Origin of the sequence: Rhodoferax sp. (genome assembly GCF_039922535.1) — a bacterium.
Taxonomy (GTDB): Bacteria; Pseudomonadota; Gammaproteobacteria; order Burkholderiales; family Burkholderiaceae_C; genus Rhodoferax_B.
In genome coordinates, this window is the sequence record NZ_JBDTEM010000363.1 from 15932 (window position 1) to 30512 (window position 14581).

General features: G+C 65.4%; 14 protein-coding genes. All 14 read right to left on the reverse strand.

Annotated features, from left to right (window positions below; all coding sequences use genetic code 11):
- Positions 1-14: 14 nt before the first annotated feature.
- Positions 15-983, reverse strand: a complete 969-nt coding sequence (locus tag ABI213_RS17370; RefSeq protein WP_348028007.1) for an ABC transporter permease — start codon at positions 981-983, stop codon at positions 15-17.
- Positions 976-2091 carry an ABC transporter permease gene (locus ABI213_RS17375; protein WP_348007507.1) on the reverse strand — a complete coding sequence of 372 codons (1116 nt, stop codon included), beginning with the start codon at positions 2089-2091 and terminating at the stop codon, positions 976-978. Before ABI213_RS17375 ends, ABI213_RS17370 begins: the two co-directional genes overlap by 8 nt.
- Positions 2088-3638 carry an ABC transporter ATP-binding protein gene (locus ABI213_RS17380; RefSeq protein ID WP_348007508.1) on the reverse strand — a complete coding sequence of 517 codons (1551 nt, stop codon included), beginning with the start codon at positions 3636-3638 and terminating at the stop codon, positions 2088-2090. The genes ABI213_RS17375 and ABI213_RS17380 overlap by 4 nt, the downstream gene beginning before the upstream one ends.
- A 25-nt stretch (positions 3639-3663) precedes the next feature.
- Positions 3664-4635 (reverse strand): BMP family ABC transporter substrate-binding protein, encoded by a 972-nt coding sequence (locus ABI213_RS17385; protein WP_348007509.1) that lies wholly within the window; start codon positions 4633-4635, stop codon positions 3664-3666.
- Positions 4636-4709: 74 nt separating this feature from the next.
- Positions 4710-5579 carry a phytanoyl-CoA dioxygenase family protein gene (locus ABI213_RS17390; protein ID WP_348007510.1) on the reverse strand — a complete coding sequence of 290 codons (870 nt, stop codon included), beginning with the start codon at positions 5577-5579 and terminating at the stop codon, positions 4710-4712.
- 4 nt (positions 5580-5583) lie between these two features.
- Entirely contained in the window at positions 5584-6510 is a 927-nt protein-coding gene (locus ABI213_RS17395; protein WP_348007511.1) for a pseudouridine-5'-phosphate glycosidase, read from the reverse strand.
- Positions 6511-6528: 18 nt separating this feature from the next.
- Positions 6529-7455, reverse strand: coding sequence for a PfkB family carbohydrate kinase (locus ABI213_RS17400; RefSeq protein ID WP_348007512.1), 927 nt, complete (start codon positions 7453-7455; stop codon positions 6529-6531).
- Positions 7452-8093 carry a TetR/AcrR family transcriptional regulator gene (locus ABI213_RS17405; protein WP_348007513.1) on the reverse strand — a complete coding sequence of 214 codons (642 nt, stop codon included), beginning with the start codon at positions 8091-8093 and terminating at the stop codon, positions 7452-7454. The genes ABI213_RS17400 and ABI213_RS17405 overlap by 4 nt, the downstream gene beginning before the upstream one ends.
- Complete coding sequence (locus ABI213_RS17410; RefSeq protein WP_348007514.1) at positions 8090-9097, reverse strand: ABC transporter substrate-binding protein; 1008 nt, start codon at positions 9095-9097, stop codon at positions 8090-8092. The genes ABI213_RS17405 and ABI213_RS17410 overlap by 4 nt, the downstream gene beginning before the upstream one ends.
- Before the next feature lie 23 nt (positions 9098-9120).
- The gene (locus tag ABI213_RS17415) at positions 9121-10065 is read right to left on the reverse strand and encodes an ABC transporter permease (RefSeq protein WP_348007515.1); all 945 of its coding nucleotides are present in this window, start codon (positions 10063-10065) and stop codon (positions 9121-9123) included.
- Positions 10062-10916, reverse strand: coding sequence for an ABC transporter permease (locus ABI213_RS17420; protein WP_348007516.1), 855 nt, complete (start codon positions 10914-10916; stop codon positions 10062-10064). The genes ABI213_RS17415 and ABI213_RS17420 overlap by 4 nt, the downstream gene beginning before the upstream one ends.
- 25 nt (positions 10917-10941) lie before the next feature.
- Positions 10942-11745 (reverse strand): ABC transporter ATP-binding protein, encoded by an 804-nt coding sequence (locus ABI213_RS17425; protein WP_348007517.1) that lies wholly within the window; start codon positions 11743-11745, stop codon positions 10942-10944.
- A 121-nt stretch (positions 11746-11866) separates the two neighbouring features.
- Positions 11867-12883 (reverse strand): HD domain-containing phosphohydrolase, encoded by a 1017-nt coding sequence (locus ABI213_RS17430; RefSeq protein ID WP_348007518.1) that lies wholly within the window; start codon positions 12881-12883, stop codon positions 11867-11869.
- A gap of 3 nt (positions 12884-12886) precedes the next feature.
- The coding region (locus ABI213_RS17435; RefSeq protein WP_348028009.1) for a response regulator at positions 12887-14581 on the reverse strand (1695 nt) is incomplete at its 5' end.

Genomic DNA, 14581 nt, shown 5'->3' on the forward strand with positions numbered 1-14581 from the left:
GTGGCAGCACGAACCTAGCGCTCTTTCACGTAGGGCTGTCCCAACGCCTTGGGCACCGCTGCCTTGCCGATAAAGCCCGCCAACAGCACCACGGTGAGCAAGTACGGCAGCGCCTGGATGGCCTGCACCGGCACCTCGCCGATGCCAGGCAGGCTCACGCCTTGCAGCAGAATGGCCGAAGCGTCCAGAAAGCCAAACAGCAGGCAGGCCCACAGCGCACGCACCGGCCGCCAGTTACCAAAAATCATCGCCGCCAGGGCCATGAAGCCACGCCCCGCCGTCATGTGCGGTACAAACGCCGCGCCCTGTGCCAGCACCAGATAGCTGCCCGCCAACCCGCACAACATGCCATTCAACGTAAGTGCGGCGTAGCGCAGGCGCAGCACCGACACACCGGCCGCGTCCACCATGTGGGCGTTCTCGCCCACCGCCCGCAAGCGCAGGCCAAAGCGGGTGCGGTACACCAGCCACCACACGCCCGCCACCAGCGCCAAGGCCAGGTACACCAAGATGTTGTGGCCCAGCAGGCCTGCACCGATGAGGGGCCCCACCCAAGGTACACCCTGCCAGGCCGCCGCGGCACCCGGCCACAGTGCATGCAGGCGCACATCGGTCGACACCGGCGGCGTTTGCCCGCCCTGCTGGAACCAGGCCAGGCCCAGCACCACCGTCATGCCCGCGGCGATGATGTTGAGCGCCACCCCCGACACCACCTGGTCGCCCCGGTGGCTGACGCAGGCAAAGCCGTGCAGCCACGACAAGGCCACCGCGGTGCCCATGGCCAGCAGCAACGCCACGGTGGTAGAACCAAAAGCCGCACCGCTGGCCCCGGCCACGAAGGCGGCGAACAGCATCTTGCCCTCTAGCCCGATGTCGATCACCCCGGCCCGCTCGGACAGCAGCCCCGCCAGCGCACACAAAATCAAGGGCGTGGCCAGCCGCAAGGTGGAGGCCAGCAATTCGCCCAGCAACGCACTATCCATGGCGAGCTCCCGGGCTCTTGAACAAGGCCAAAGCCCGCGCCAGCCAGGGCGCAATCACGTAGGCCATGGCCCCGGAAAACAGCACGATGAAGCCTTGCAGCATCACCACCATATCGCGGCTGAAACCCCGCACTTCAAAGCTGACCTCGGCCCCGCCCTGGAACAGCGCACCAAACAGCACGCTGGCCAGCACGATGCCCAGCGGGTGGTTGCGCCCCATCAAGGCCACCGCAATACCGGTGAAGCCCGCGCCGCCCACAAAATCGAGCAGCAGCTTGCCGTTGACACCCGCAATTTCGTTCATGCCCACCAGGCCCGACAAGCCGCCCGACAAGGCCATGGCCAGCACAATTTGGTGCTGGGGGCGGATACCCGCGTAGGCGGCAGCGCTCTCGCTGGAGCCCATGGCGCGCAGGCGGTAACCGGCGCGGCTGTGCCACAGCAGCAGGTACACGCCCAGCGCCGCGGCCAGCGCCAGCAGCAGGCTGAGGTTCAGCGGCGACGAAGGCCATTCCACGCCCACCCACGCCAGGGCTTGCTGCATGCCGGGCAGCTTGGCCGCCGGGCCAAAGGCCGCACTTTCCACCGCCATGCTGCCTGCGGGCTTGAGCGGGCCTACCAGCAAATAAGCCAACAGGCTGCTGGCCAAAAAGTTGAACATGATGGTGGTGATGACCACGTGGCTGCTGCGGTAGGCCTGCAGGTACCCCGGAATCACCGCCCAGACCACGCCAAACAGCACCCCGCCCAGCAGCATCAGCGGCAGCAGCACCCAGGCCGACAGGCTGTGCGACAGCCACAGGGCCACCAGCCCCGTGCCCAGGCCGCCCATCAGCGCCTGGCCTTCGCCGCCGATGTTGAACAGCCCGCCGTGGAAGGCCACCGACACCGCCAGCCCGGTGAAGATGAAGGTGGTGGCGTAGTACAAGGTGTAGCTCAGGCCACGTGGCGTGCCAAAAGCGCCCTGCACCAGCGCCGCCATCACCTCGCGCGGGCTTTGCCCTACCAGCGCCACCACCACCCCAGCGGCCAGCAGCGCGATCAATAAATTCACGGCGGGCAGCAGCAGCACATCGGCCCAGCGCGGCAAGGGGTGCGGGGCGCTCATGCAGCTTGTCCTTCTTGGGTTTCGACCATCAACAAGCCCAGTCGGGCCTCGTTGCAGGCATCAATAGGGAGTTCGCCGGTGACGCGGCCCTGGTTCAGCACCAGCACGCGGTCGGCCAGGGCCAAAATTTCGTCCAGCTCGCTGGACACCAGCAGCACGGCGCAGCCTGCATCGCGCAGCGCCCGCAACTGGGCGTAGATGAATTCAATCGCACCAATATCGACCCCGCGCGTGGGCTGGCCCACCAGCAGCACGCTGGGGGCCTGGCCGATCTCGCGGGCCAGCACCAGCTTTTGCTGGTTGCCACCCGAAAATTGCGAACTGCGCAGAGACGGGTCGCGCGGGCGCACGTCAAAGCGCTCCATCATGGCCGCCGTGGCCGCGCGCATGGCGGCGTGGCGCATGCGGCCCCAGCGGCTGTAGAGCGGCAGACCTTCGTAGCCCAGCACGGCCGACTCCCAGGCGGCAAAGTCCATCACCATGGCGCGCGCGTGCCGGTCTTCGGGCACATGGGCCAGGCCCAGGCTACGGGCAGTGCCAGGGTCTAGCCAGCGCGCGGGCGTAAAGCTTTGGCCACCCAGCACCAGCGTGCCCGCACTGGGCGTGCACAGGCCCGCCAGCGCCTCCAGCAGCTCGCTTTGGCCATTGCCCGCCACCCCGGCCACGCCCACGATTTCGCCCGCATGCAGGCTGAGGTGAAAGTCGGCCAAACGGGTCACCTGCAAGGCATCGCGCACGGTAATGCCCTGCGCCTGCAGCCGCACCGCACCCGTTTGGGTACGGGCATCGCCGCTGCGCCCCATCTGCACCTTGCGACCCACCATGGCCTCGGCCAGTACCTCGACCGAAGCTTCGGCAATCGGGCAAGCGTGCACCACGCGCCCTGCGCGCATCACGGTGACGAAGTCGCACAGGCGCATGACTTCCTTGAGCTTGTGGGTGATCAGCACAACCGTGGTGCCCTGCGTGCGCAGCCGTGCCAGCACAGCAAACAGCTGCTCGGTTTCTTGCGGGGTGAGCACGGCGGTGGGCTCGTCCAGAATCAATATCTTGGCCCCCCGGTACAGGGCCTTGAGGATTTCCAGCCGCTGGCGGTCGCCCACCGACAACTGGGCCACCGTGGCATCCAGGTCCACCTGCAGGCCGGTGGACTGCATCAGCCCCCCCAGCCCGCTGCGCACCACCGCTTCGGCCTTGTGCAGCAGCACATGCGGCTCGGCCCCCAGCATCACGTTGTCCAGCGCGGTGAGCGAATCCACCAGCATGAAATGCTGGTGCACCATGCCGATGCCCAGCGCGATGGCATCGAAAGCATTGCGGATGCGCACCGGCTGGCCCAGCACCGCGATGCTGCCGCTGTCGGCGCTGTAAAAGCCGTACAGGATGGACATCAGCGTGCTTTTGCCCGCCCCGTTTTCACCCACGATGCCATGCACCGTACCTGCCTGCACCTTTAGCTCCACCTGCTCGTTGGCGCGCACGGCACCAAAGCGTTTGCAAATGGCGTCCATGTGCACGGCCAAGGGTGGAGGCATCGGGGTCGTCATCGGAGTCGTGTGGCGGCGTGGGGCGTTACTTGCAGGCGCTGGCGGTCATGTAATCGACCACCTTGATCTTGCCGCTGATGATGTCGGCCCGGGCCGCGTCCACCTTGGCCTTCATGTCGGCGGTGACCAGCTTGGCGTTATTGGCATCCATGGCATAGCCCACGCCGTCTTCTTTCAGGCCCAGGCTGCTCACGCCGGGCTTGTAGTTCTTGAGCACGTTGACCACGGCCACATCGACGTGCTTGACCATCGAGGTCAGCATGGTGCCGGGCTGCAGGTAGTTTTGGTTGCTGTCCACGCCGATGGCCAGTTTGCCCGCGTCTTTGGCAGCCTGGTAGACCCCGGTGCCGGTGCCGCCCGCAGCAGCAAACACTACATCTGCGCCCTTGGCAAACTGGGCCTTGGTGAGCTCGCCGCCCCGGCCAGGGTCGTTCCAGGCGGCACCGGTGGTGCCGGTCATGTTGGCAAAGGTTTCGACCTTGGGGTTGGCGTATTTGGCGCCTTGTTCATAGCCGCACTGGAACTTGCGGATCAGCGGAATGTCCATGCCGCCCACAAAGCCCACCTTGCCAGTTTTACTGGCCTGCGCCGCCAGCATGCCGACCAGGAAGCTGCCCTCGTGCTCGTTGAACACGACAGACTGCACATTCGGCAGGTCGATCACCATGTCGATGATGGCGAACTGCAGTTTGGGGAAGTCTTTGGCCACTTTTTCAATCGCCGATGCCTGGCTGAAGCCCACGCCAATGATGGGGCTGGCTCCGCGTTCGGCCATGCGGCGTACCGCCTGCTCGCGCTGGGTTTCGTTGGACACTTCAAAGTCCAGATAGCTCTTGCCGGTTTCCTTTTTCCAGCGCTCCATGCCGTCGTAGGCCGACTGGTTGAACGACTTGTCGAACTTGCCGCCCAGGTCGTAAATGATGGCGGGCTCGGCCCAAGCCGACAAGGTGGTGACAAGAGCGGCGGCCAAAAAACTGCGTTGAAAAAAGGTTTTCATGGGGGGGTATCCGTGGTGAAGTTAAAACGTGCATCGGAACAAACGGGGGTGGGGCTGCTGGGGACGGCCTCCTTTCAAAAGCCGGTGAACGGCACACCACTGGGCTGTATCCAGTTGCTGGCCGGGTAGGTGGCCTGCCCGCTGACCGCGTGCAAGGTGTAGGCGTGGCGCGACTGCGCAGAATGGTTGGGTTCCGACAGGTGCGGAAACAGGCCGTTAAAGATAATCAGCGTGCCCTGGCGGACTTCCAGCCATTCCAGGCTATCCATGTCCCAAGGCATGGCTGCCTGCAAGGATTCCAGGCGCAAAGCCCCGTCGCTCTGGCGGCGAAACACCTCTTTCAGCCCGTGCCGGTGCGCGCCCGGCAGACCTCCCAGACAGCCATTGCCCCGGTGCGCGTCTTCTATGGCAAACCAAAACCCGACCACCGACTGCGGCGCGGTGTACAGGTAGGTGGCATCCTGGTGGCAGTTGACCTCGCCACCAATACCAGGCTGCTTGAAGATGTACATGGACTGCACCAGTTGCGGCGCCACCAGGCCCAGGGCTTCGGCCACCGCCTGCAGGCGCGGCCCGTGCGAGAAGGCGTGGAACACCGGGTCCAGGTCGTGCAGGGCATGGCCGAGCTTGTTGATGGCCCGCTCCAGCGGCACGCACAGCTGGCCTTGCGCATCGAAAGCACCGGCTTCAAAAAACGCCCCGATACCGCGCGCCGAGGCGGCAAAGTAGGCATCCTGCGCATGACGCTGATCGGTGGTGGAAAACACCGTGCCGGGGGCCCGAGGCGCGTGTTCGGCCACCAACTGGCGGGCCCGCTGCTGCAGCGCCAGGCACTGCGCCTGCGGCACAAAGTCTTCCAACACCAGCACGCCGTCGCGGGCGTAGGCAGCGCAGGCCTCGGCGGACAGGCCCCGCTGCGCGTCAAAGTGGCTGCGGTGGACCATTGTTTCAGCCCTCTAACTGCTGGTAGGCGATGGCAATGGCCGCCGCCAGACGGGCATTGTTCAGCACCAGCTGGATGTTGGAGGCCAGGCTATTGCCGCCGGTGATTTCGCTCACCCGGGCCAGCAGGAACGGGGTGGACTGCTTGCCCGCCACGCCCTGGGCATGGGCTTCCTGCAGCGCCTGCTCAATCGCCGCGTCGATGCTGGCGCGGGGCATGGCATAGGCCTCGGGGATGGGGTTGGACACCACCATGCCGCCCGGCATGCCCAAGGCCCACTGGGCGTGCATGGCGCGGGCAATCTGCACGGCGCTGTCGAGCCGGTAGTCCACCTTGAAGCCGCTGTCGCGGGTGTAGAAGGCAGGCAGGTTGTCGCTCTGGTAGCCCACCACCGGCACGCCATGGGTTTCCAGGTACTCCAGCGTGAGTTGCAGGTCCAGAATCGACTTGATGCCAGCACACACCACCGCCACCGGCGTGTGGGCCAGCTCTTGCAGGTCGGCAGACACGTCAAACGTGGTGGCCGCCCCCCGGTGTACGCCGCCAATGCCGCCGGTGGCAAACACACGGATGCCCGCCATCGCGGCGATCAGCATGGTGGAAGCCACGGTGGTGGCACCGGTTTGCCCGGCGGCCACGATAAAGGCAACATCACGGCGGCTGACCTTGACCACCTCGCGCCCGCCCAGGCCCAGTTGCTCGATCTCAGCGGCCGTCAAACCCACCTTGAGCCGGCCATCCAGGATGGCGATGGTGGCGGGCACCGCCCCGTGGGCGCGCACTTCGGCCTCCACCTGCAAGGCTGTGGCCACGTTTTGCGGGTAGGGCATGCCATGGGCAATGATGGTGGACTCCAGCGCCACTACGGGGCGTTTGGCGGCCAGGGCGGCAGCCACTTCGGGGTGGATGTCGAGAAAAGGAAAGGGCTTCATCGGAGTCTCTTGGATCGGTTAGGCAGGATGGGCGGTCAGCCATTGCTGTACCAAGGCCACCGACAGTGCCGGGTGGTTGGCAGCCTCTACGCCCAATGTCAGGGCCGCGCAGGCCGACGCGAAACGCACGGCCTGTGCCAGGCCCACGCCCTGCACCGTGCTATGCAACAAACCGGCCATCAACGCATCGCCCGCGCCGGTGGTATTGGCCACCAGGCCGGTGGGAGCCGCCTGCCAGCCTTGCGGGCCAGCGGTTTCGCTCCAGAACACGCCCTGCGTGCCCAGGCTGAGCACCACCTGCTGCACACCCTTGTGGTGCAGCCAGGCAGCCACAGTGGGTGCATGGTCGGGGGTTTGCAGCGGCAGACCGGTCAGAGCCTGGGCTTCGAGCCGGTTGGGTTTCAACAGGTGTACGCGGTGTAGCCAGGGCGCAATGCGCTGGCATTTGTGGGTGGACACCGGATCGACAAAAATCGGTGCGCTGCCGCTGTGCGTGCACAGCCAGGCCAGTGCCGACTCGGATAAGTTGCAGTCCAGCAGCAGGGCCTGTGCGCTGGCCAGCGTGGCCGCTAACGGGGCCAGCCGCTCGGGCGTGATGCGGTCCACGATGCGCATGTCGTTGACGGCCAGCGCCATGTCGCCATCCGGGCCGTGCAGCGACACATAGCTGGAGGTGGCCTCTCCCGGCAGCACCCAACAGGCCTGCAGTTCCACACCCGCCGCCGCCGTGGCATGGCGCAGGCTGTGCCCCGGTGCGTCGTCGCCCACGGCGCTGACCAGCCGCGTGGGCTGGCCCAGCCGGGCCAGGTTCTCGGCCACGTTGCGGGCCACGCCGCCCGGGGCGAAACGGATGTGACCGGGGTTAGAGTCGCCCGCCACCACGGCCTGGGCGCTGTGACCTGCGATGTCCATGTTGGACGCGCCCACGGCCACCACGTATGTCATGGCTGCAGGCCGCAGCCGCGCAGCAGCAAGGCCACCACATGCTCGGTGGCGCGGGCCTGGTCGGCACGGGTCAGCTTGGCGCGGCCCAGCACGGCGCTGACCTGCACGTCAAAATCGGCATAGGTTTGCGTGGCCGCCCACAGGGTGAAAAACAGGTGAGTGCTGTCCACCGGGGCCATTTTTCCCTCGGCAATCCACTGGTCGATGACGGCGGCCTTGGCCCGCACCGTACCGCGCAGCTCGGTGGCCAGCAGCTGCTTGACCACGGCTGCGCCGTGCAGCAGCTCGTTGGCCCAGACCTTGGAGGCGTGCGGGCGGGCGGCCGACATGGCCATCTTGCTGCGGATGTAGCCGCCAATCGCCTGGGCCGGGTCGGCATCGGGCGTGATGCCGTGGGTGGGGGCCAGCCAGTCTTCCAAAATACGGGCCAGCACCGCGCGGTACAGCCCGTCCTTGTTGCCAAAGTAGTAGTGCAGATTGGCCTTGGGCAGGCCGGATTCATCGGCGATCTGGGCCATGGTGGCTCCGCTGAACCCGGCCCCTGCAAAGACGCGCTCTGCTGCGGCCAGAATCCGCTCTTCATTGGCCTGGCGGATCTGGCCCTTGGCATCCGCCGGGGCTTGCGTGGTAGAGATCACTTTTTGGTGGCCGCTTCCCACACGATGTGGCTCATGGCGGCGGCACCGGGGTCTTTCTTGATCACCGGTGCACTGCCGCCCGACATCAGCACCTTCACCGTGCGCTCGTAGGCAGCGGGCTCCAGGTAGCCCATCTTGGGGGTGTTGGCGGTGGTGATGAGCTTAGCCACGTTTTCCATCTGGCGCTTTTGCACGGCCAGGGTGGCGCTACCCGACATGTCGTTGGACACCACAATCTTGGCGGCCTCTTCGGGGTTTTTTACCGCGTCGTTCCAGCCTTTGAACGTAGCCTTGAGGAACTTGCCCATGCGGGCCACAAAAGCCGGGTCTTTGAGCTTGGGCTCCATCACGTACAGGCCGTCTTCCAGCGAGGCCGCGCCCTGGTCTTCGTAAAAGAAGGTGACCAGGTCGCTCTCTTTGACACCCGCGTCGATGATCTGCCAGTACTCGTTGTAGACCATGGTGGACACGCAGGCGGCCTGGTTTTGCAGCAGCGGATCGACGTTGAAGCCCTGCTTGAGCACCTTGATGTCCACATCGGGTTTCAGGCCCAGCTTGGCCATCCAGTTCAGGAACGGGTATTCGTTACCGCCAAACCATACGCCCAGGGTTTTGCCCTTCAGGTCTTTGGGGCTGGTGACACCGCTGGATTTTTTGCAGGTCAGCATCAGGCCGGAGCGGTTGAACACCTGGGCGATGTTGACCAGCGGCACACCGGCTTCGCGGGCGGCCAGCGCGTCGGGCATCCAGTTGACGATCACGTCGGCGTTGTTGCCTGCAATCACCTGCACCGGCGAGATGTCGGGGCCGCCGGGTTTGATGGTTACGTCCAGGCCTTCGGCTTTGTAGTAGCCCTTGGCGGCCGCCACGTAGTAACCCGCAAACTGGGCTTGCGGCACCCATTTGAGCTGCACGGTGACTTTTTCTTGCGCCTGGGCGGCAAGGCTGCCCAACGCGAAAGCGGCGGCCAGCAGGCATTGGCTCAACTTGGATAATTTCTGCATCGAATACTCCTAGGGTGGGGAACTTACCGGGAACGAACGGAAGGGTGCCAGAACGCAAAGCGCCGCTCCAGCTGCACCAGCAAGGCGTAGGCCAGCGAGCCGGTCAGGGCCGCCACCACAATCGCACCCCACACCAGCGGCATGTGCATCTTGGCCGCCTCGGTGGAAATGCGAAAGCCCAGCCCAGCCGTGGGCGAACCAAAAAACTCGGCCACGATGGCCCCGATCAGCGCCAGCGTGGCGTTGACCTTGAGCGCACCAAAAATGAACGGCAAGGCGCTGGGCAGGCGAAGCCCCAGCAGGGTTTGGCCGTAGCCTGCTGCGTAGCTGTACATCAGCTCGCGCTCCAGCTTGCCTGCAGCTTTCAAACCGGCCAGGGTCGACACCAGCATGGGGAAGAAGGTCATCAGCACAACCACCGCCGCCTTGGATGGCCAGTCAAAGCCAAACCACATCACCGCAATGGGGGCCACCCCGACCAATGGCACGGTGCTGGTCAGCGAGGCAATCGGCAGCAGGCCGCGCTGCAGGAACGGCAGGCGGTCAATCGCCACCGCCACGGCAAAGCCCAGGCCGCAGCCCAGCACCCAGCCGGTCACCACCGACTTGAGCACGGTCTGCACAAAGTCGCCCCACAGCACCGGCCAGCCCTCGGCCATGGCCTGCACGATCAGCAGCGGCGACGGCAGCAGCACCCGGGGCACGTCATACGCCGTGACCAGCAGCTGCCAAAAGTACAGCAGCCACACCCCAAACAAACCCGCCGTCAGCAAGCCGTAGGCAGGCCGTCCGTCCAGCGCAGCGCAGGCCCGCACCGTCCACACGGCCACCACCAGCACGGCCAAAAATAAAGGTAAAAATAGGCCGCTAGCGCTGGATGCACCTGCGGGAACAGCTATAAAAACCGCAGCAAGCAACATGCTGGCAACCACCAGCCCCAGCACCGCCCTTGGGCTGCGCGCCTTCATACCCGGCCCCCAAAGCGGCGCAGCACCAGCCGCTCCACACCCAGCACGGCGGCGGTCAGGGCCAGCCCCAGCAGGGCCGACATCAGCAGCGCCGACCAGATGGCCACGGTGTTGCCGTAGTACGAGCCCAGCAGCAGCTTGGCCCCCAGGCCCGCCTGCGCGCCGGTGGGCAATTCGGCCACCATGGCCCCCACCAGACTGGCCGCAATGCCGACCCGCAAGGCCGGGAACAAAAACGGCAAGGCCGCTGGCAGGCGCAGCAGCCAGAACGCCTGCCAGCGCGAAGCCGCATAGGTGTACAGCAGCTCGGTGTCGATCTGCTGCGGCGAACGCAGGCCTTGCACCATGGCCACCGTGACCGGGAAGAAGCACAGGTACATGGCGATCACCGCCTTGGGCCACACGCCCGAGAAGCCCAGGCTGCCCAGCAGCACCAGCACGATGGGCGCAATCGCCAGCACAGGAATGGTTTGCGAGGCCACGATCCAAGGCATCAGCGCCCGGTCCAGCGTGCGCGAATGCACGATGCCCGCCGACAGCAGCAGGCCCAACACGGTGCCCATGGCAAAGCCCAGCAGGCTGGACTGCGCCGTCACGGCCACGTGGTACAGCAGGTTGCGCGGTGAATCGACCGGCCAATCCACCAAACTGGACCAGAAATCGACCGCCACCTGCTGCGGCGACGGCAGCACCGGGCGCTGCATGGACAGCGTGGTTTGGACCAGCTCCGTCCAGCCCCAGGCCGTGCCCCGGGGGCTGAGCACGCGCTCGATGGCTCCTGGCGCGTTCAGCCACACCGCGCCCGCAATCCACAGCAATAACACGCCCAGCAGCACAGTGGCAATGGGCAAGCCGCTATCGAAAGCAGAGCTGCGCTTAATGGTGGCCATCCGCCAGGGACTCGCGTACGGCATGGGCCAGCGCCATGAATTCGGGGGTGTCGCGCAGGCCCAGGTGGCGCTCGTCCGGCAGGGTGGAGTCGATCACTTTGACGATGCGCCCCGGCCGCGGCGACATCACCACGATGCGGGTGGACAAATACACCGCCTCGGCAATCGAGTGGGTCACAAACACCACCGTGCGGCGCTCGCGCTGCCAGAGCTGCTGCAGTTGTTCGTTGAGCCGGTCGCGGGTGATTTCGTCCAGCGCGCCAAAGGGTTCGTCCATCATCAGAATGCGCGGCTCGAACGCCAGCGCCCGGGCAATCGACACCCGCTGCTGCATGCCGCCGGAGAGCTGCCAGGGGTATTTCTTCTCGAAACCCTGCAAGCCCACCCGCGCCAGTTGGTCCATGGCAATGCGCTGGCTCTGGGCCTTGTTGCGGCCCTGGATGTGCAGGGGCAGCAGCACATTGCCCAGCACCGTGCGCCAGGGGAACAGCGCCGGGGCCTGGAACACATAGCCGTAGGAGCGGGCCAGGCGCGCCGCGTGCGGGCTGACCCCGTTCACCAGCATGGTGCCGGAGCTGATGGGCTCCAGGTCAGCAATGGCGCGCAACAGCGTGGTCTTGCCGCAGCCCGAAGGCCCAATCAGCGAGATGAATTCGCCCGGTTGCACCGTGAGGTCGATGTCTTGCAGCGCGTGCACCGGCGCGTCGGCAGCGGGGTAAATGACGTTGGCCCGGCGGACCTCGACCGCCAGCGGAGCCTCTAAGGGCTCAGGCGCTTGCATGGACACCATGGAGAAGGAGTTGAATCATATAAACCCACTATAAAGCTAACCAAACGGTCAGCTTCTTGGGGTTTAAGCTAGTTTTGTGCCAATATTTTTCGACCCACTGCACCGATGCGGTGCGGCAAATTCAGGACGGACGTTCAGCATCCTGCATCTGCTCTTCTTCGACTTTCGCCCACTGCTTACGGATGTCCAGCAGCTCGGGCAGGATGCCCAGAAAGGCGTGGACCACCATGGGGTCAAAGTGCACCTCGACACCGGCATGGATGTAGGCCAGGATTTTCTCTATCGGCCAGGGCTCCTTGTAGGGTCGGCGCATGCTCAGGGCGTCAAACACATCGGCCAGCGCCACGATGCGCGCCGACTTGGGGATGTCTTGCCCGCGCAAGCCGTCGGGGTAGCCGCTGCCGTCCCATTTCTCGTGGTGCCGCAGCGCGACTTCGGCCGCCAGCTGGAACACCGGGGCCTCGCTCTTGCTCAGAATATCGTGGCCAATTTGCGGGTGGGTACGCATCACCACCCATTCGGGTTCATCCAGCGGCCCCGGTTTTCGCAAAATCGCCTGGGGGATGCCCAACTTGCCGGTGTCGTGCATGGGGGCCGCCAGCTCCAGCCGGGTGCTGCTGGCGGCATCCCAGCCGCAGGCCTGGGCCAGCACGCGGGCATAGGCGGCCATGCGCCAGATGTGGGCACCGGTATCGGTGTCGTTGTAATGCCCGGCATGGCCCAGCATCAGGATCGCATCGCGGTAGCTCTGCTCCAGCGCGGTGGCCCGCACCAGCGACAAATGGGCCGCCACACGGGCTAGCACGATGGGCGGAGACACCGGTTTGGTGATGTAGTCCACTGCACCTGCCGCAAAGCCCGCGGCCTCGTGCGCCATGTCGGCATAGCCGGTCACAAAAATCACCTGCACGCTCTGGGTGGCATCGCGCTGCTTGATCTGTCGGCACAGGTCGTAGCCATTGGTATCGGGCAGCCCGATATCCAGCAGCACCAGAGCCGGGCGGTGCTTGACCACGGCGGCCAGGGTCTCGGTGCCATTGCGGGCAAACGCCAGCACATAGGTTTTCTGCAAGATCTCGCGCATGATGGCCAGATTGGCGGGCTCATCATCGACGACCAGAATAGTCGGGACGTACATGGTTTACTCCTTCAGCGTAATGCCGTAGTGCTGGGCCAACTGGCGGCTGCAGTCCTCGGCCCCCCGAAAATCAAACCCGCGCACGCAGGTCCGCACCACAGCCAGATCCTGTTCAGACACATGCTGCGCCAACAGGGTCAGCAGGGCCTCAACCGGTGCGGGGTTATCGGTATCCAAGGCCGCCAGCAAAGCCTGCAAGTGCGCCTCGATGGCGGTACGGGTCGCAGGAGAATCCAACTGCGCACTGCGGGCCAGAGGGTCAGAGCCATCGGGCTGCGCAGCAGGGGGCGCAAAGCGCGCGATCGCCCCCACGGCTTGTCGTATCGCGTCATCCAGACGGGCCAGAACCGGTATCGGGTCATAGCCCATGGACAGCACCCTTTCGGCCTCGCTGGCCAGGCGGTGGGTGGCAGGCAGGGCCATATTGGCGGCCACACCTGCTAGCTTGTGGGCCAACGCGGCAGCGGCGGGGCGGTCGTCTACCGCCAGGCTGGCATGCATGTCGGCCACCGCATGTCCATAGCCGCTGGAGAAACGCCGCAGATAGTCACGGTAGACCTGCAGGTTCGACCACATCTGCAGCCCCTGCGCGACGTCCACCACCGAGGTGTCTTGGAGCGGTACGGTCTCTACCGAGGCGGCAGGCACCGTACCGGGGGGCATCGGCAGCGGCAGTACTGCCGCACCCGACTTGCGCCGCCGTAGCTGCTGGATCAACGCCACCGTAGAGGGCACGTCAAAGGGCTTGCTGATGAAGTCGGTCATGCCCACGGCCTGCGCAGCTTCCTGCTGCGATTTGAAGGCCCCGGCGGTCAGCGCCACGATGGGCAGGTCGTTGAACTGCGGCATGCGCCGCAATTGGCGTGTAGCCTCAATGCCGTCCATCACCGGCATCTGCACGTCCATCAGGACGATATCCACACCGTTGGGTTGGGCCCGCAACCAGTCCAATGCCGCCTGGCCGTCCTCGGCCAGCAGCACCTCGGCCCCCTGCTGGTGCAGGATGCGTTGCGCCACTTCGCGGTTGATTTCACTGTCGTCCACCACCAGCACTCGCACCCCCGCCAAGTCCTGACCGACCGCCTGCGGCAAGACCTGATGCATGCCCACGGCATGGGCGCGCCTGCGCTGCGCGTTCATGACGGCGTTGTAGAGCGTGGAGGTGGTAACGGGTTTGCTCAGAATCGCATCCACCAGGTCGGCGCCCGGCTGGCTGGCCAGGCTGGTGAGCGAGTAGGCGGTGGCCATGATCACAATGGGGCATTCATCGGGCGGCACGCTGTCGCGCAGGGCCTGGGCCGTGGCCAGGCCATCCATGCCCAGCATTTTCCAGTCCAATACCACCACGTTGGGCAGCTTGCCGCTTTTACGGCCCTGCACCTGCGCCAGTACCGCCTCGCCGGAATCCACCGCGCTTACATTCCAGCCCAGGCCCTGGGCAATCTCTACCACGGCGCGCAGGGCGATTTGGCTGTCGTCGGCAAACAGGGCATCGATGCGGACCATGTCGGGCGACGAAAAATCGGTGCTGGGTATCTGCTGCACCGGCACGGTGAACCAGAATTCGCTGCCCTCGCCCAAAGTGCTGGTCAAGCCAATCTCACCGCCCATCAAGCCCACCAGTTGGCGGCTAATGGTCAGGCCCAGCCCGGTGCCACCAAAGCGGCGGGTGGTGGAGCCGTCGGCCTGGGTAAAGGC

What these genes read in the sequence shown, in the direction of transcription:
- ABI213_RS17415 (WP_348007515.1), bottom strand. Translation starts at nt 10,065, where the DNA reads ATGAAGGCGCGCAGCCCAAGGGCGGTGCTGGGGCTGGTGGTTGCCAGC.
- ABI213_RS17430 (WP_348007518.1), bottom strand. Translation starts at nt 12,883, where the DNA reads ATGTACGTCCCGACTATTCTGGTCGTCGATGATGAGCCCGCCAATCTG.
- ABI213_RS17400 (WP_348007512.1), bottom strand. Translation starts at nt 7,455, where the DNA reads ATGACATACGTGGTGGCCGTGGGCGCGTCCAACATGGACATCGCAGGT.
- ABI213_RS17395 (WP_348007511.1), bottom strand. Translation starts at nt 6,510, where the DNA reads ATGAAGCCCTTTCCTTTTCTCGACATCCACCCCGAAGTGGCTGCCGCC.
- ABI213_RS17375 (WP_348007507.1), bottom strand. Translation starts at nt 2,091, where the DNA reads ATGAGCGCCCCGCACCCCTTGCCGCGCTGGGCCGATGTGCTGCTGCTG.
- ABI213_RS17425 (WP_348007517.1), bottom strand. Translation starts at nt 11,745, where the DNA reads ATGGTGTCCATGCAAGCGCCTGAGCCCTTAGAGGCTCCGCTGGCGGTC.
- ABI213_RS17390 (WP_348007510.1), bottom strand. Translation starts at nt 5,579, where the DNA reads ATGGTCCACCGCAGCCACTTTGACGCGCAGCGGGGCCTGTCCGCCGAG.
- ABI213_RS17370 (WP_348028007.1), bottom strand. Translation starts at nt 983, where the DNA reads ATGGATAGTGCGTTGCTGGGCGAATTGCTGGCCTCCACCTTGCGGCTG.
- ABI213_RS17410 (WP_348007514.1), bottom strand. Translation starts at nt 9,097, where the DNA reads ATGCAGAAATTATCCAAGTTGAGCCAATGCCTGCTGGCCGCCGCTTTC.
- ABI213_RS17380 (WP_348007508.1), bottom strand. Translation starts at nt 3,638, where the DNA reads ATGACGACCCCGATGCCTCCACCCTTGGCCGTGCACATGGACGCCATT.
- ABI213_RS17385 (WP_348007509.1), bottom strand. Translation starts at nt 4,635, where the DNA reads ATGAAAACCTTTTTTCAACGCAGTTTTTTGGCCGCCGCTCTTGTCACC.